Origin of the sequence: Pseudomonas sp. CC120222-01a (genome assembly GCF_003097235.1) — a bacterium.
Classification (GTDB): domain Bacteria; phylum Pseudomonadota; class Gammaproteobacteria; order Pseudomonadales; family Pseudomonadaceae; genus Aquipseudomonas.
On the sequence record NZ_QEQQ01000006.1, the window covers coordinates 46567 to 64252 of the forward strand.

Consider the following 17686-nt stretch of genomic DNA (forward strand, 5'->3'; position numbering starts at 1 on the left):
TACTTGGGCATTCGTTTTCCCAGGATACCCGCAACAATGCACAGCGACGCCTTCGACCTCAAAGCCCTGATCCGCCCGGTAGTGGACTTCCCCAAGCCTGGCGTGATCTTCCGCGACATCACCCCGCTGTTCCAGTCGCCGCGCGGGCTGCGCTACGTGGCCGACCAGTTCATCGAGCGTTACGTCGAGGCTGAGTTCAGCCACATCGGCGCCATGGACGCGCGCGGCTTCCTGATTGGCTCGATCATCGCCCACCAGCTGAACAAGCCGCTGATCCTGTTCCGCAAACAGGGCAAGCTGCCGGCTGACGTCTTGAGCGAGGGTTACCAGACCGAGTACGGCGAAGCGTTCCTGGAAGTGCATGCCGACAGCCTGTGCGAAGGCGACTCGGTGCTGATCTTCGATGACCTGATTGCCACCGGCGGCACCCTGCTGGCTGCCGCCAACCTGGTGCGTCGCACCGGGGCGCAGGTATTCGAGGCGGCGGCGATCATCGACCTGCCCGAGCTGGATGGCTCGCGCCGGCTGCAGGCGGCCGGGGTGCCGACCTTCTGCCTGACCGAGTTTTCCCTGAGCGAATACTGAGTCTTCAGGGGCTGCTCTGCAGCCCTTTCGCGACACAAGGCCGCTCCTACAGGAGTGCGCGATTACCTGTAGGAGCGGCCTTGTGTCGCGAAAGGGGCGCAAAGCGCCCCCAAAAGGAATTACAGCGAGATCGGCTTGCGCCCGGCAAAGGCATGGGCCAAGGTGCCGCCATCCACCAGCTCCAGCTCCCCGCCCAGCGGCACACCATGGGCAATCCGCGACGCCACCAGCCCTTTCTCGTTCAGCAACTGGGCGATGTAATGCGCCGTCGCCTCACCCTCCACAGTTGGGTTGGTCGCCAAAATCACCTCGGTGAAGCTACCCTGCTCCTCGATCCGCGCCATCAGCTGCGGCACACCGATCGCTTCAGGCCCCAGACCATCAAGCGGCGACAAGTGCCCCTTGAGCACGAAGTAACGCCCGCGATAGCCGGTCTGCTCCACCGCATACACATCCATCGGCCCTTCCACCACGCACAGCTGCGTGTCGTCACGGCGCGGGTCGCTGCACTGCGGGCACAGCTCCTGCTCGGTCAAGGTCCGGCACTGGCGGCAATGCCCTACCCCTTCCATGGCCTGGCTCAACGCCTGGGCCAGGCGCAGGCCGCCGCTGCGGTCACGCTCGAGCAGCTGCAGGGCCATGCGCTGGGCGGTTTTCTGGCCGACGCCCGGGAGGGTGCGCAGGGCGTCGATCAGTTGGCGGATCAGGGGGCTGAAGCTCATGGGTAAGGCCTGATAGAACAATAAGAGGCGGTTTATACCCACCAGGGGCATTGCCGTCAAATCGCTGGAGTTCAACGCAAAAAAAAGCCGCCACTGGCACCCAGTGGCGGCTTTGCGCTTGCAGAAGCCTTAGAACGGCATCTTGAAGCCCGGTGGCAATTGCATGCCAGCGGTCATGTTGCCCATCTTGTCCTGGCTGTTCTGCTCGATCTTGCGCACGGCGTCGTTCAGCGCAGCGGCGATCAGGTCTTCCAGCACTTCCTTGTCGTCCTCGTCGGTCGACATCAGGCTCTGGTCGATGCTGACACGCTTGACGTCGTGACGACCGGTCATCACCACGCTCACCAGGCCGCCACCGGACTGGCCGGTGACTTCGGCGTTGGCCAGCTCTTCCTGCATCTTCTGCATCTTTTCCTGCATCTGCTGGGCCTGCTTCATCAGGCCGGCCATGCCACCTTTCATCATGGGGATATACCTCGATTGGGTCATGTGATGCGGCCCGGCGCGGGGCCGGCCGCATGGTTATCGATTACTGGCCCTGGCTCGCCAGGGCTTCTACAGGCTCAATAGTATCCTGTCGCACCGTGGCACCGAACTGCTTGATCATCTGCTGGATCAACGGATCCTGCTCGATCGACAGCACGGCATCCTGCTGGCGCTCGGCACGCTTGCGTGACGCTGCCTGGGCCGGGGTCTCCTGCTCGGGGCGAATCAGCTCGATCCGCAGGTTCAGGGTGCGCCCCAGGTGCTGGTTGAGCGCCTCGTTCAGGCGGCGTTGCTGGGTGGTGTTGAACAGCGCGCCCTGGCCCGGGTCCAGGTGCAGCAGCCAGTCGTCGCCGTCGGCGGCCATCAGCGTACAGTTTGCAGCGATGTTGCCTGTCATGCCGGACACAGGCAACTGTGGGAATAATTCCAGCCATTGCAGGGCCAGGCCGGTCGCCGGCTGGGCAGCTGGCAGCGGCTCGGGCGCGGCAGCAGGGGTTTCTTCCTGAACGTGTTCGGCCAACTCGTCGAGATAGCTGAAGCCTACCGGGTCGCTTTCGCCACCGTAGTAGTCCTCATCCATGGGCGGCTCGTCGTCGCGATCCATGCCAGCCGAAGCGTAGGCGGACGGGTCGAAGGGTGGCTCGTCGTAGGCGGGCTGGGTGTTCTGAGAGGCAGCAACCGGAGCCGGGGCCGGAGCGGGCACAGGCTCGGGCGCAGGCGCCGCAACAGGCTCTTCCCAGGGCAGGTCGATGACCTCCTCCACCACCACCGGCTCAGGCGCGGCAACTTCGGGCGCGGGCTCAGGTCCTAGCTCTGGCTCAGGTTCTGGCTCTACGACCGGTGCGGCCTCGGCTTGGGGAGTGGGCGCCACTGGCGCAGGCTGCGGCAGCTCAACGGCAGGCGCCTTGTCAACAACGGCTGGCGCTGCCACCGGGGTTGCCGGATCAGCTGTGGCCTGGCTGATCCCCACTGGCTTTAGCACCGGCTTCGGCGCGTCATCGGTATCGGCCGGACGGAACGCCAGCATGCGCAGCAGGACCATTTCGAAACCGCCTCGCGGGTCCGGCGCCAACGGCAGGTCGCGGCGGCCTATCAGGCCCATCTGGTAGTAGAACTGCACATCTTCGGCCGGCAACGCCGAGGCCAGTGCCAGCACCCGGTCGCGATCGCCCTGGCCGTTGTCCACCGCCTCGGGCAGCGCCTGGGCAATGGCCACGCGGTGCAGCACATTGAGCATTTCGGCCAGCACGCCGCTCCAGTCCGGCCCCTGCTCGGCCAGGTTGCGCACGGCTTCGAGCAGCGCCCGCGCATCACCTTCGAGCAAGGCCTGCAGCACGCCATAGACCTGGCCATGATCGAGGCTGCCGAGCATGGCGCGCACATCGGCGGCCAATACCTTACCTTCACCGAAGGCGATGGCCTGGTCGGTCAGGCTCATGGCGTCCCGCATCGAACCGTCGGCCGCACGGCCGAGCAGCCACAGGGCATCCGGCTCGAATGGCACGTTCTCGGCCTGCAGCACGTGGCTCAGGTGCTCGACCACCCGCTCCGGGCTCATGTTCTTCAGCGAGAACTGCAGGCAGCGCGACAGGATGGTAGCTGGCAGCTTCTGCGGGTCGGTGGTGGCAAGGATGAACTTGACGTAGGGCGGCGGCTCTTCCAGCGTCTTGAGCAAGGCGTTGAACGAGTGGGTGGAAAGCATGTGCACTTCGTCGATCAGATAGACCTTGAAGCGCCCACGGCTTGGCGCGTACTGCACGTTATCGAGCAGTTCGCGGGTGTCTTCGACCTTGGTGCGGCTCGCGGCGTCGATCTCGATCAGGTCGACGAAGCGGCCCTCGTCGATCTCACGGCATACCGAGCAGGTGCCACACGGCGTGGACGTGATGCCGGTCTCGCAGTTGAGGCATTTGGCGATGATTCGCGCAATGGTAGTCTTGCCCACACCCCGGGTACCTGTGAACAGGTAGGCGTGGTGCAGGCGCTGGTTGTCCAAGGCATTGATCAAGGCCTTGAGCACATGGGTCTGGCCGACCATTTCGCGGAACGAGCGCGGACGCCATTTACGTGCAAGAACCTGATAACTCATCGAAAAACCATCGCAGCCTGATCGAGCGGAAGATCGCTAATGCTAGCGGAGCGGGGGCAAAATTGCACCCTGCACGGCTCGTCTAAGCTAAGCAACTGGCGCGCTGTTCAAGGAGGATGTGCATTGCGACGTTTGTTGGCCCTGCTATTGCTCTGGACCACCCACAGCCTGGCGGACCTCCCGGTGCTGCGCTTTTCCGTGGCCGAGAGCTGGAGCATGCCGCTGGTGCGGATCGAAGGCGGCCAGCCGGTGGAAGGCCTGGTATTCGACCTGATCCAGGCACTGGCCCGGGAGGCCAGCGTGCGCCCGGAGTATCACGTGATGGCCCGCCTGCGCCTGCAACAGGCAATGGATGCGGGTGACATCGATGTGCGCTGCTATGTGAGCAGCCAGTGGTTCAATGATCGGCCAGGGAATTTCGTCTGGAGCATTCCGTTGATTCTGCAGCGCGACGTGCTGGTCGGGCGACCGGGCGACGCTACCCCTGCTCGCCCTGAACAACTGCCACCCCAGGCGATCGGCACGGTGCTGGGGTATGCCTACGGCACCCTGGAACCGTTGTTTGCCCAGGGTCGCCTGCTGCGGGAGGACAGCCGCAGCCAGCAACTGGCGCTGCAGAAGCTGCAGATCGGGCGGTATCAGCATGCGGTGAGCAATGAACTGTCACTGCAGTGGTTCAACCAGGGACTGCCAGCCGGGCAACGCCTGCAGATGCAGGCGGTACTGGAGGAACAGGCGCTAGGGTGCATGGTGAGAAACGACCCGGCGATACCGACCCAGGGGATTTTGCGGGCCTTGGTGCGAATGAGGCAGTCGGGGGAGATCGAACGGATTGTGCAGCGGTATGGGGCGACAGGGTATTCAGGGGAGATTTCGGTGGTCCAGCCTTGAGCCGAATGGGATAACGACTGCCTGACAACAACTCCCGAAGCGCCAGCGACGACACAATATCAATGTGCCACCACTCAGTGTAGAGTTACGCGCCCCGACGCCCTGCGCGGGGCGAGAACCGTACCCACACTAAGGAAAGTTGCATGTCCACCGCTCGAAATCTGACCGCTGCCGCATTGATAGCGCTGACCACTGGCTGTGCCACCGGCCTCAATTCGGTCCAGGAGTCGGAGCTCGCTGGCTACCGCGCCAGAAACCTCTCGGTAGAAGAGAAAAAACCCGGCCTTGCCGCCGGCCTCGGCCTGCTTCCAGGTGGCGGATCGTTCTACGGCCGCGCTTATGGCTTCGGTGTGGTGAACCTGCTGTGCTGGCCGCTCTCCATCCTCTGGGACCCTGTCAGCGGGCATGACGCTGCAGAGATGATCAACTATCAAGCCACCAAGGCTCATATCGCAACGCTGAAAAAGCGCGAGATGGACGAGCTGGATGCCCAGCTGGAGACCGAAGCGATCGACATCAAGCGCTACGCGCTCGACAAGCGCAGGATTGATGAGAAATACAGCCTTTAAGGGCATCAGCCAATCAGCGCCGTACACGCGGCGCTCGATCTCGCAGCGCAAAGGATCATGCGACAGCTGTAATCAGTGATCACAAGGTGGGAGAGGTGATGCGCAAGGCCGAATTCAACTTTCCGACCCCGGAAATGGAGGCGGCCCCACCAGCCACACCCCGGCACTCGATGTTCCCGCTATGGCTGCTCCCTTCCGGGCCTGACCAGGTTAACGGGTAATCAATGCGGGGGGACCGATGGGGCCACCACTACACGGCTCGCCAAGCAGCGAGCCGCGCCATTGTACCGGTCTGGGGCGAAGATACAACCTCTGTGGAAGAAAAAGTCATCATTTCTCAATGACTTGTCTGGGTTGAAGTGGCCGGCATGGTTATAAGAGGTCCCTGTGGGAGCGGGCGTGCCCGCGAACACCTGCATAGCCGGTGCCATCGACCGCGTTGCCTGCTTCGCGGGCACGCCCGCTCCCACAGGGATTGTGGCAAGGCATCAGACGGTGATGCCATGCTCCGCCAGGAAGGCAACGAAGGCCTCTTCATCCAGCACCTTCACGCCCAGCTCACTGGCCTTGGCCAGCTTGGAACCCGCACCAGGGCCAGCCACCACACAATGGGTCTTGCCAGACACCGAACCGGCCACCTTGGCGCCCAGCCCTTCCAGCTTCTCCTTGGCAATGTCGCGACTGAAGCGCTCCAGGGACCCTGTCAGCACCCAGGTCTGGCCGGCCAGCGGCAGGCCTTCGGCCACTTTCTTCTCGCTACTCCAGTGCATGCCGAACGCCAACAGCTGGGCCTCGATATCTCGGGCCAGCTTCTGGTTGGCCTCATCCTTGAAGAACTCGCGCACCGCCTCGGCCTGCTTCGCCGCCAGGGCCTGGCGCAGGTCGATGCCATCAGCGGCAATGATCTTGTCCAAACTATCGAGCTTGGCTACCAGCTTCTCGGCGCCGGTCGGGCCGACCGAGGCGATGTCCAGCTTGGCGATCATGCCGGCCAGGGTCGTGCTGGCGGCGAATTCGGCAGCCAGTTCGCCTTCATCCTGCAGTTGCATACCGCAGGCAAGCAATTGCTCGATGACCTTGCGGTTGTGTTCGTCCTCGAAGAAGTTGTGGATCTCGTAGGCGACTTCCAGGCCGATGTCCGGCAGGTAGGTCAGCACCTGTGGCAGCGCCTGCTGTACGCGGGCCAGGCTGCCCAGCGAGCGGGCCAGGACCTTGGCCGTCTCCTCGCCGACATCCGGAATGCCCAAGGCGTAGATGAAGCGAGCCAGGCTCGGGCGCTTGCTGGCTTCGATGGCGTCCAGCAGCTTCTTGCTGGAAACCTCGGCAAAGCCCTCCAGGCCGACGACCTGATCGAACTCCAGCTTGTACAGATCGGCCGGCGAGCTGATCAGCCCTTCATCCACCAACTGCTCGACGCTTTTTTCGCCCAGGCCATCGATGTCCATGGCGCGGCGGGAAACATAGTGGATGATCGCCTGCTTGAGCTGGGCAGCGCAGGCCAGGCGGCCGACGCAGCGGTACACCGCGCCCTCACTGGTGGTTTCCTTGCCCTTGCTGCGCTTGACCAACTGGGTACGCTCGACCTGCGAGCCACAGACCGGGCATTCGCTCGGCACGTGCACCGGGCGGGCATCTTCAGGGCGGCGCTCGAGCACCACTTGCATGACCTGCGGGATCACGTCACCGGCTCGACGGATGATCACCGTGTCACCAATGCGCAGCCCCAGCCGGGCGATTTCGTCCATGTTGTGCAGGGTGGCGTTGGACACCGTCACGCCCGCCACCTTGACCGGCTTCAGGCGCGCCACGGGCGTGACCGCACCGGTACGACCGACCTGGAATTCCACGTCCAGTACTTCGGTGAGCTCTTCCATGGCCGGGAACTTGTGGGCAATGGCCCAGCGTGGCTCACGCGCCCGGAAACCCAACTCGCGCTGGGCCGCCAGGCTATTGACCTTGAAGACCACGCCGTCGATTTCGTACGGCAGGCTGTTGCGCCGCTCGCCGATGTCGCGGTAGTAGGCCAGGCACTCTTCGATACCGGCCGCATGCCTGAGCTCGCGACTGATCGGCAGGCCCCACTGCTTGAGCTGCTCAAGGATGCCGATGTGACTTTCGCCAATGCTCTCGGAAACCTGCCCGACGCCATAGCAGCAGAATTCCAGCGGACGGCTGGCGGTGATCTTCGAATCCAGTTGGCGCAGGCTGCCGGCAGCGGCGTTGCGCGGGTTGGCGAAGGTCTTGCCGCCCGCTTCAGCCTGGGCAGCATTGAGGCGGTCGAAACCGGCCTTGCTCATGTACACCTCGCCACGCACTTCGAGCACGGCGGGCCAGCCCTCGCCCTGCAGCTTCAGCGGGATGTTGCGCACGGTGCGCACGTTGGCGCTGATGTCCTCGCCGGTGGTGCCGTCGCCACGGGTGGCGCCCTGCACCAGCTGGCCATCGCGGTAGAGCAGGCTTACCGCCAGGCCATCGAGCTTCGGCTCGCAACTGAAGTCCACCGCGCCAGGCTGGTCGAGCCCCTCGACCACCCGGCGGCCGAACTCGCGCAGGTCGGCCTCCTCGAAGGCGTTGCCCAGGCTAAGCATCGGCACTTCATGACGTACCTGGCTGAAGGCTGCCAGGGCAGCGCCGCCGACACGCTGGGTGGGCGAGTCGGGAGTCACCAGATGCGGGTGCTCGGCTTCGAGCGCCTTGAGTTCATTGAACAGGCGGTCGTATTCGGCATCGGGCACGCTCGGTTCGTCGAGCACGTAATAGCGATAGTTGTGCTGGTCAAGTTCGGCGCGCAGTGCGTGGATTCGGGTTTCGGCGGTCATTTTTCAGGTTCTCTTGCAAAGCAAAAGAGCAGCCCAGGGCTGCTCTTGCGCTTGAAACAGGGTGGGCGAGACCGAGGCCAGGTCCGCCCACTTGGGCACATCAGCGCTTCTGGGTCAGCGCACGGCGCTCGAACTCGACGATGCGCTGGCGGTAGTGCTCGATGGTCTGGGCGGTCAGCACGCTGCGCTGGTCGTCCTTCAGTTCGCCATTGAGTTCGTGGGCCAGCTTGCGTGCTGCCGCCACCATCACGTCGAAGGCCTGCTTCGGGTGACGCGGGCCTGGCAGGCCGAGGAAGAAGCTCACCGCACGGGTGCTGAAGTGGTCGATGTCGTCCAGGTCGAAGATACCCGGCTTGACCGCGTTGGCCATGGAGAACAGCACTTCACCGTGGCCGGCCATGCTTTCGTGGCGGTGGAAGATATCCATCTCGCCGAAACGCAGCCCGCTTTCGAGGATATTCTGCAGCAGCGCCGGGCCCTTGAAACCGCCTTCGTCACGGGAGATCACACTGATCACCAGCACCTCTTCGGCCGGCGGCAACTCCTTGGCAACACTGGCGCCAGGCGCGGCAGCGTTGTTGCGATGGTTGTCAGCAGGGAAATCTTCGTCAGCATCGGCGAAAAGATCGGGCTCGCGCGGTTCGGCGGCCAAGTTCAGGTCGCCCTGTTGCTGTGCTTCAGCCGCGCGCTTGCCGCGCTTGCTGGCCTTGGCCGGCTTCGGTTCACGCTCACGCGCCGGCGCACTGACCGAAGGCAAGTCGCCCTCGTCCAGTTCAGGTTCCTTCTGGGTATCCAGCACCCGCGACGGGCCGAGCACCTCAGCGCTACCCTCCTCGTCCGGCAGGTTGGAATAACTGCGATCCAGACGGAATTTCAGCTTGCCTTTTCCGCCGCGCATGCGGCGCCAGCCGTCGAAAAGAATACCGGCGATGACAATGACGCCGATGACGATCAGCCACTCGCGCAGACCGATTTCCATGTAATCCCGTGCCTCTATAAAAATATGCTTGAAAACAAAGGGTTCAAAGCCCTTTAACACGTGGCGCCAACTCTATGTTCTGACAGGCGTTTTACCCACGCAAAAAACGAGTGACATTAAGCTAGCACGACCAAAGACAACTTTACACCGTCTGTCGCACATGACAGGGGCATTTGCCTACAGTTTTCGCCCTATCTTCGCTCATCAGGCGTCTACCATGGCCAGGGCCTCCTCCACATCAACTGCAACAAGACGTGAGCAACCGGGCTCGTGCATGGTCACCCCCATCAATTGATCCGCCATCTCCATGGCAATCTTGTTATGGGTGATGTAGATGAACTGCACGCTTTCACTCATTTCCTTCACCAGCCGGGCGTACCGCCCGACGTTGGCATCGTCCAGCGGCGCATCGACCTCGTCGAGCATGCAGAACGGTGCGGGGTTCAACTTGAAGATGGCAAACACCAGCGCCAATGCGGTCAGTGCCTTCTCGCCGCCGGACAGTAGATGGATGGTGCTGTTCTTCTTGCCTGGCGGGCGCGCCATGATCGTCACCCCTGTATCGAGTAGATCTTCGCCCGTCAGTTCCAGATAAGCGCTGCCAGCACCGAAAACTTTTGGAAAAAGTGCCTGTAATCCGGCATTTATCTGATCAAAGGTATCCTTGAAGCGGTTGCGGGTTTCCTTGTCGATCTTGCGGATGACGTTTTCCAGGGTGTCCAGGGCCTCGACCAGGTCGGCGTCCTGGGCGTCCAGGTAACGCTTGCGCTCGGACTGCTGCTCATACTCCTCGATGGCTGCCAGGTTGATTGCACCCAGGCGCTGGATGCGGCCTTCGACCTGCTCCAACTCCTGTTCGGTGCCCTGCTCGCTGGCCTCGGCCTCGACCGTGGCGAGCACGCCCTGCAAATCGTAGCCGTCGGCGAGCAATTGTTCCTGTAGGGTTTTGCGACGGATATCCAATCCCTGGCTCTCCAAACGCATCTGTTCCAGCTGACCGCGCAACAGCTGAGCTTGCTGCTCGGCCTGAGTGCGGCGCTTTTCGGCATCGCGCAGTGCGCGATCGGCCTCATCCATGTGCAGGCGCGCCAGGCGCATTTCTTCATCGACGCTCATGCGCCGCTCCAGCAACTCTTCGAGCTTCAGGCGCAGTTCTTCGAGCGGCGCCTCACCTTCCTCCAGGTTCAGGCTCAACTGCTCCTGGCGCTCGCTCAGGCGTGCAGCTTGCTGCTCCAAGCGCTCCAGGGCTTGACGGGTGGAGTCGTGCTGCGCGCGCAACGAACCCAGCCGCACGGCCAACTGATGGGCGTGGTCCTTGTGCTGGCGGGCTTCCTGGCGGATACGGTCGAGGCCTTCGCGCAGGGTGTCGCGGCGCGCCATCAGCTGTTCGCGCTGCTCGGTGTCCTGGGCCATCAGGTCCAGAGCCTCCTGCAGCACCAGGCGCGCCTCACCCAGCTGCTCTTGCTCCAGGGCACGCTGCTCCTGAAGCTCGGTCAGCTCTTCCTGCAGGCGGCGACGACGCAGCTCCACCTGCTCGGCGCGGGCACGGCCAGCGGAGAGGCTGGCCTTGAGCTCGCCATGCTGGCGGCTTTCATCCTGAGTGCGGCGGCGCAACTGCTCACGCTGCTCCTCCAGCTCGAGCTGCTGCTCGCGGGTTACCTGAAGCTGCTGGTCCAGCTGCTCCAGTGCTGCTTCAAGCTCGAGCTGCTCCTGACCCAGGCGTTCGATTTCCTGACCACGGGCCAGCACGCCACCTTGGGCCTCGCCACCTCGGCTGACGCGCAGGAAATGGCGGCCAACCCAATAGCCATCCCGGCTGACCAGGCTCTGCCCTTCGGCCAACGCGGCGCGCCGTGCCAGAGCCTCGGCGAGGTCTTCGACCGGCTGCACCCGACCCAGCCACGGGGCCAGATCGATGTGCCCTTCGACCTTGTCGAGCAGGCTGCCGGGCTGACGGTCACTGTCGCCAGCCGCCAGCAACAAGCGTAGTTCGCCCTGCTCCAGGCCGCTGAAGTCCAGCCCGGCAAAATCGTCCAGCAGCACGGCCTGCAGATCGGCGCCAAGCACGGTTTCCACCGCCAGCTCCCAACCCGGCTCCACGCGCAGGCCCTCCGCCAGGCGCGGGCGCTGCTCCAGGCCTTGCTCGCGCAACCAGTCGGCGGCGCCGACGCCCGGTTCCAGCGCGGCCTGCTGCAGCGCCTCCAACGAGGCCAGGCGACCACCGAGGCGCTGCAGGTCGCCCTGCTGCTGTTGCTGGGCACTGGTCGCTTGCTGCAGTTGCTCGCGCACGCTTTCCAGGCGCTCGACCACCTGCTCCTCCGACAACTGCAACTCTTCGAGCAGCATCTCGCTGCTGGCCAGTTGCTCGGAGAGATCGAGCAGAGCGGCATCCTGTGGCTCCACACCCAGTTGCTCGCCTTCCTCGACCAGCTTGCGCTGTCGCTCGGCCAGGCGCTCCAGGCTGGTTTCCAGCTGCTGCAGGCGCGCCTGCTGCACTTCGGCCTGGCGCCGTGGCTCGGCGGAGCGGGTATTGAAGCCGTCCCACTGCTCCTGCCAAGCGTGCATGCCCAGCTCGGCCTCTTCGAGGGTAGCGGCGGACTCCTCGGCGGCGGCCAGGGTCAGTTCCTGCTCCGGCTCGAGCATGGCCAGCTCTTCACCCAGGGTAGCCAGCAGGGTGCGGTCATGGCCCAGGTGCGATTCGGTTTCCTGACGGGTGCGCTCGGCTTCCTTGAGGTCATCCTGCAACTGGCGCAGGCGCTGCTGGCCGTGCTGGATGCTCTGCTCCACCCGGGCGATGTCACCGGCCACCGAATAGAAGCGACCCTGCACCTGGTTGAAACGTTCGGATAACTCATGGTGGCCGTCACGCAGGCGCTCGATGCTGGCATCGGCGTTGCGCTGCTCGGCAACCAGCGCCTCGTGGGCGATGTCCTGATCGCCGATCGCCGTCTCGCGCTGCCGCACCCGCTCGTCCAGGTCACGCCAGCGCAATGCCGACAAGCGCGCCTTGAGCTGGCGTTCCTGGGCCTTGTATTCGCGATATTTCTCGGCGGCCTGGGCCTGGCGGTGCAAGCGTTCGAGCTGGCGCTCCAGCTCTTCGCGCAGGTCGGTCAGCCGCGCCAGGTTCTCCTGGGTGCGGCGGATGCGGCTTTCGGTCTCGCGGCGGCGCTCCTTGTACTTGGAGATGCCGGCCGCTTCTTCGATGAAGTTGCGCAGTTCTTCGGGCTTGGCCTCGATCAGCTTGGAGATCATGCCCTGCTCGATGATCGAGTAGCTGCGCGGGCCCAGGCCGGTGCCGAGGAAAATGTCGGTAATGTCCCGACGGCGGCATTTGGTGCCGTTCAGGTAATAACTGTTCTGCCCGTCGCGGGTAACCTTGCGGCGGATGGAAATCTCGGCGTAGGCGGCGTATTCACCCAGCAAGGTGGTTTCGCTGTTGTCGAACACCAGCTCGATGCTGGCCTGGCTCACCGGCTTGCGGCTGGTGGAGCCGTTGAAGATGACGTCGGTCATCGACTCGCCGCGCAGGTTCTTCGCCGAACTCTCACCCATCACCCAGCGCACGGCGTCGATGATGTTGGACTTGCCACAGCCGTTGGGGCCGACCACGGCCGCCATGTTGCTGGGGAAGTTGACCGTGGTCGGGTCGACGAACGACTTGAACCCGGCCAGGCGAATGCACTTCAGGCGCATCGGTCAGCCCCGGGCCAGCGCCGCCAGCACCAGTTCGCAGCTGCGCTGGCCATAAGCGGTGAGCACCTCGCGGATGCGCGGCAGGTCACGGGCAACCACGGCTTCGAGCAGGCGGGCGAACAGGTCGAGATAGTCGTCCATGTTGGCCTGGCGCTGGTCCAGGGCCAGGTAATAAGCACGGCTCATGGCTGGCTGCAGGTTTTCTACGGTTTCCTGCAGGTAAGGGTTGTCAGCGAAGGGGTAGGCAGCGCGCATCACCGCAAAGCTCTCGGCGACGAACACCTTGATGTCCTGGCGATCGCGGGAATGCTGCAGACGCTGCTGGATGTCCAGAAACGGGCGCAGGTCGGCTTCCAGGCGCCATTTCTGGGCAACGGCGTTGCCGAGCAGGATATAGAACTCGCCCATCAGAGTGCACAGGCTGCGCACGCTGCGCTCGTCCAGTTCGGTGACATGGGCGCCACGTCGCGGCAGGATCGCGATCAGATGGCGACGTTCGAGGATCAACAGCGCTTCGCGCACCGAGCCGCGGCTGACGCTGAGGGCCTGGGTGACCTTCTGCTCCTGGATCCGCTCACCGGGCGCAAGCTCGCCACGAATGATGCGTTCGGCCAGGTAGTCGGCAATCTGCTCGGAGAGGCTGTCCGGCGCCTTGAACGTCATGGTTTTCCTTCAAAATCATTGAACTGGGCACAAGGGAGCGATTGTAGCGCACTTGCCCAGCCCACGCGCAGAGGGGCATGGCGCTTTATTTGAGCTGCCAGACAGCCAGCCACACGGCGCGATCTATGCTTGTGATAGGGGCACTGTGTTCGGCTGGGCGTCGACATACGCATTTTCCTGACCTTTGAGTCAGAAAAATATTGACCACTGCGACAGGTCTGCTTATTGTCCGCCCAACAACAATAAAACCATTGCGAGGCCATCCCCGTGATCCAGTTTCTCGTCAACCAGGAGCTGCGTAGTGAGCATGCCCTGGACCCGAACATGACGGTGCTGCAGTACCTGCGTGAGCACCTGGGCAAACCCGGCACCAAGGAAGGCTGCGCCAGTGGCGACTGCGGCGCCTGCACCGTGGTGGTCGGCGAGCTTGTCCAGAATGAAGACGGCGAGGACAGCCTGCGCTACCGCAGCCTGAACGCTTGCCTGACGTTCGTTTCCTCCTTGCACGGCAAGCAACTGATCAGCGTCGAAGGCCTCAAGCACAACGGGCAACTGCACAGCGTGCAGCAGGCCATGGCCGATTGCCATGGCTCGCAATGCGGCTTCTGCACCCCCGGTTTCGTCATGTCGCTGTTCGCCCTGCAGAAGAACAGCCAGGGCGCCGACCTGCACCAGGCCCAGGAAGCCCTGGCCGGCAACTTGTGCCGTTGCACCGGTTACCGCCCGATCCTCGACGCCGCCGAGCAAAGCTGCCGCCTGCCCTGCCGCGACCAGTTCGACGCTCAGCAGGGGCAGACCATCGCCCGCCTCAAGGCCATCGCCCCGACCCAGACCGGCGAGCTCAACAGTGGCGACAAGCGCTGCCTGGTGCCGCTGACCGTAGCCGACCTGGCCGACCTGTACAGCTCGCACCCTGAAGCCCGCCTGCTGGCCGGTGGTACCGACCTGGCGCTGGAAGTCACCCAGTTCCACAAGACCCTGCCGGTAATGATCTACGTCGGCCATGTCGCCGAACTCAAGCGGATCGACAAGACCGCCAGCCACCTGGAAATCGGCGCCGCCACCCCGCTCACCGACTGCTACGGCGCACTCAACGAGGAATTCCCGGACTTCGGCGACCTGCTGCACCGCTTCGCCTCGCTGCAGATTCGCAACCAGGGCACCCTCGGCGGCAACATCGGCAACGCCTCGCCCATCGGCGACTCGCCACCCCTGCTGATCGCCCTCGATGCGCAGGTGGTGCTGCGCCAGGGCGAGCGCCAGCGGGTCATGCCGCTGGAAGACTACTTCATCGACTACCGCATCACGGCCCGCCAGGACAGCGAGTTCATCGAGAAGATCATCGTGCCACGCGCCAGCAACGACTGGGCTTTCCGTGCCTATAAAGTGTCCAAACGCCTGGACGACGATATCTCCGCCGTGTGCGGCGCCTTCAACCTGAGCATCGAAGACGGTGTGGTCAGCGGCGTGCGCATTGCCTTCGGCGGCATGGCGGCCATCCCGAAACGCGCCCGTGCCTGCGAAGCCGCCTTGCGCGGCAAGCCGTGGAACCAGGCCAACGTCGAACGCGCCTGCCAGGCCCTGGCCGAAGACTTCACCCCGCTCAGCGACTTCCGCGCCAGCAAGGAATACCGCCTGCTGACCGCGCAGAACCTGCTGCGCAAGTACTTCATCGAACAGCAAACGCCCTACATCGAGACCCGGGTGACCGACTATGTCTAACCATCACGTAGCCAAGAGCCAGGCCGAGATGGCCGAACTGTTCAGCCAGGACCTGACCACCGGGGTCGGCCGCAGCGTCAAGCACGACAGCGCCGACAAACATGTGTCGGGCGAAGCGCTGTACATCGACGACCGCCTGGAATTCCCCAACCAGCTGCATGTCTATGCGCGCACCGCAGACCGTGCCCATGCGCGCATCCTGCGCATCGACACCACGCCCTGCTACGCCTTCGAAGGCGTGCGCATCGCCATCACCCACGAAGACATCCCGGGCCTGAAGGACATCGGCCCGGTGGTCGCCGGCGACCCGCTGCTGGCCATCGACAAGGTCGAGTTCTTCGGCCAGCCGGTGCTCGCCGTGGCGGCCCGCGACCTGGATACTGCGCGCCGTGCGGCCATGGCTGCCATCGTCGAGTACGAAGACCTGGAGCCGGTGCTGGACGTGGTCGATGCCTTGCGCAAGAAGCACTTCGTGCTCGACAGCCACACCCACCAGCGCGGCGATTCGGCCGCCGCCCTGGCCAGCGCCCCGCACCGCCTGCAAGGCACCCTGCACATCGGCGGCCAGGAGCACTTCTACCTGGAAACCCAGATCTCCTCGGTGATGCCCACCGAGGACGGCGGCATGATCGTCTACTGCTCCACGCAGAACCCCACCGAAGTGCAGAAGCTGGTCGCCGAAGTACTCGACGTGCCGATGAACAAGGTGGTGCTGGACATGCGCCGCATGGGCGGCGGCTTCGGCGGCAAGGAAACCCAGGCGGCCAGCCCGGCCTGCCTGTGCGCAGTGGTCGCGCGCCTGACCGGCCAGCCGACCAAGATGCGCCTGCCACGGGTCGAAGACATGACCATGACCGGCAAGCGCCACCCGTTCTATGTAGAGTACGACGTCGGCTTCGACGACGATGGCCGCCTGCACGGCATCAACCTCGACCTGGCCGGCAACTGCGGCTACTCGCCCGACCTGTCCGGCTCGATCGTCGACCGCGCCATGTTCCACTCCGACAACGCCTACTACCTGGGCGATGCCACCGTGCACGGCCACCGCTGCAAGACCAACACCGCCTCCAATACTGCCTACCGGGGCTTCGGCGGCCCGCAGGGGATGGTCGCCATCGAACAGGTGATGGACCACATCGCCCGCCACCTGGGCCGCGACCCGCTGGCCGTGCGCAAGGCCAACTATTACGGCAAGACCGAACGCAACGTCACCCACTACTACCAGACCGTCGAGCACAACATGCTCGAGGAGATGACCGCCGAACTGGAAGCCAGCAGCGACTACGCCGAGCGCCGCGAGTCGATCCGCCGCTTCAACGCCAACAGCCCGGTCCTGAAAAAGGGCCTGGCGCTGACGCCGGTCAAGTTCGGTATCTCGTTCACCGCCACCTTCCTCAACCAGGCCGGTGCGCTGATCCACATCTACACCGACGGCAGCATTCACCTGAACCATGGCGGCACCGAGATGGGCCAGGGCCTGAACACCAAGGTGGCACAGGTGGTGGCGCAGGTGTTCCAGGTCGATTTCAGCCGCATCCAGATCACCGCCACCAACACCGACAAAGTGCCCAACACTTCGCCGACCGCCGCTTCGAGTGGCGCCGACCTGAACGGCAAGGCTGCCCAGAACGCTGCCGAGATCCTCAAGAAGCGCCTCACCGAGTTTGCCGCACGGCACTATCAGGTGACCGAGGAAGACGTCGAATTCCGCAACGGCCATGTGCGCGTGCGCGACCAGATCGTCAGCTTCGAGCAACTGGTGCAGCAGGCGTACTTTGCCCAGGTGTCGCTGTCGACCACCGGTTTCTACCGCACGCCGAAGATCTACTACGACCGCAGCCAGGCACGCGGCCGGCCGTTCTACTACTTCGCCTTCGGCGCTGCCTGCGTGGAAGTGATCGTCGACACCCTGACCGGCGAGTACAAGATGCTGCGCGCCGACATCCTGCATGACGTAGGCGATTCGCTGAACCCGGCCATCGACATCGGCCAGGTCGAAGGCGGCTTCATCCAGGGCATGGGCTGGCTGACCACCGAAGAGCTGGTGTGGAACGCCAAGGGCAAGCTGATGACCAACGGCCCGGCCAGCTACAAGATCCCGGCGGTGGCCGACATGCCGCTGGACCTGCGGGTGAAGCTGGTGGAAAACCGCAAGAACCCGGAAGACACCGTGTTCCACTCCAAGGCCGTGGGCGAGCCGCCGTTCATGCTTGGCATCGCTGCCTGGTGTGCGCTCAAGGACGCCGTGGCCAGCATCGCCGACTACCGCGTGCAGCCACAGGTGGATGCGCCGGCGACGCCGGAGCGGGTGTTGTGGGGATGCGAGCAGATGCGCAAGGCGGTGGCTGCAGCGCAGCCGACTCAACAGGAACTGGAAATCGTCACTCAGTAACACCGTAGGACCGCTTTTTTGTGGGAGCGGCCTTGCGTCGCGAAAGGGTCGCGAAGCGGCCCCGGGATGTGTGCTG

The 17686-nt window shown here is 64.0% G+C and carries 12 protein-coding genes and 1 other RNA gene; 5 read left to right on the forward strand and 8 right to left on the reverse strand.

Annotated features, from left to right (window positions below; translation table 11 throughout):
- Window positions 1–36: 36 nt before the first annotated feature.
- On the forward strand, window positions 37–585 hold the full coding sequence (locus tag N430_RS10095) for an adenine phosphoribosyltransferase (protein WP_009683910.1): 549 nt from the start codon (window positions 37–39) through the stop codon (window positions 583–585).
- 119 nt (window positions 586–704) lie between these two features.
- On the opposite strand, the gene recR is transcribed toward N430_RS10095, so the two are convergent.
- From recR to dnaX, 3 genes are all read right to left on the reverse strand, one after another.
- On the reverse strand, window positions 705–1307 hold the full coding sequence (gene recR, locus N430_RS10100; RefSeq protein WP_054884114.1) for a recombination mediator RecR: 603 nt from the start codon (window positions 1305–1307) through the stop codon (window positions 705–707).
- 129 nt (window positions 1308–1436) lie between these two features.
- Window positions 1437–1772, reverse strand: a complete 336-nt coding sequence (locus N430_RS10105) for a YbaB/EbfC family nucleoid-associated protein (RefSeq protein ID WP_027921266.1) — start codon at window positions 1770–1772, stop codon at window positions 1437–1439.
- 64 nt (window positions 1773–1836) lie between these two features.
- Window positions 1837–3882 (reverse strand): DNA polymerase III subunit gamma/tau, encoded by a 2046-nt coding sequence (gene dnaX, locus N430_RS10110; protein WP_110636723.1) that lies wholly within the window; start codon window positions 3880–3882, stop codon window positions 1837–1839.
- Window positions 3883–4005: 123 nt separating this feature from the next.
- Between dnaX and N430_RS10115 the strand changes: the two genes are divergently transcribed.
- Together N430_RS10115 and N430_RS10120 are read left to right on the forward strand one after the other, a co-directional pair.
- On the forward strand, window positions 4006–4773 hold the full coding sequence (locus tag N430_RS10115) for an ABC transporter substrate-binding protein (RefSeq protein ID WP_110636720.1): 768 nt from the start codon (window positions 4006–4008) through the stop codon (window positions 4771–4773).
- Window positions 4774–4916: 143 nt separating this feature from the next.
- Window positions 4917–5342: a hypothetical protein gene (locus N430_RS10120; protein WP_110636717.1), complete on the forward strand. Its 426-nt coding sequence runs from the start codon at window positions 4917–4919 to the stop codon at window positions 5340–5342.
- 144 nt (window positions 5343–5486) lie between these two features.
- Here the strand turns inward: N430_RS10120 and ffs are convergent.
- The 5 genes from ffs to N430_RS10150 form a co-directional block, all read right to left on the reverse strand.
- Window positions 5487–5583, reverse strand: an RNA gene (gene ffs / locus N430_RS10125) — signal recognition particle sRNA small type.
- 247 nt (window positions 5584–5830) lie between these two features.
- A complete protein-coding gene (gene ligA / locus N430_RS10135) occupies window positions 5831–8161 on the reverse strand; it encodes an NAD-dependent DNA ligase LigA (RefSeq protein WP_110636714.1) in 2331 nt (776 codons plus the stop codon).
- A 100-nt stretch (window positions 8162–8261) separates the two neighbouring features.
- Window positions 8262–9140: a cell division protein ZipA gene (zipA, locus tag N430_RS10140; RefSeq protein WP_110636711.1), complete on the reverse strand. Its 879-nt coding sequence runs from the start codon at window positions 9138–9140 to the stop codon at window positions 8262–8264.
- A 204-nt stretch (window positions 9141–9344) separates the two neighbouring features.
- Entirely contained in the window at window positions 9345–12833 is a 3489-nt protein-coding gene (gene smc, locus N430_RS10145) for a chromosome segregation protein SMC (RefSeq protein ID WP_110636707.1), read from the reverse strand.
- Window positions 12834–12836: 3 nt separating this feature from the next.
- Entirely contained in the window at window positions 12837–13496 is a 660-nt protein-coding gene (locus N430_RS10150; RefSeq protein WP_110636704.1) for a GntR family transcriptional regulator, read from the reverse strand.
- A 267-nt stretch (window positions 13497–13763) separates the two neighbouring features.
- Here N430_RS10150 and xdhA point away from each other — a divergent pair, with 267 nt between their 5' ends.
- Both xdhA and xdhB read left to right on the forward strand, forming a co-directional pair.
- Window positions 13764–15218: a xanthine dehydrogenase small subunit gene (gene xdhA, locus N430_RS10155; RefSeq protein ID WP_110636701.1), complete on the forward strand. Its 1455-nt coding sequence runs from the start codon at window positions 13764–13766 to the stop codon at window positions 15216–15218.
- On the forward strand, window positions 15211–17610 hold the full coding sequence (gene xdhB, locus N430_RS10160) for a xanthine dehydrogenase molybdopterin binding subunit (protein ID WP_110636698.1): 2400 nt from the start codon (window positions 15211–15213) through the stop codon (window positions 17608–17610). Before xdhA ends, xdhB begins: the two co-directional genes overlap by 8 nt.
- The last annotated feature ends 76 nt before the right edge of the window (window positions 17611–17686 follow it).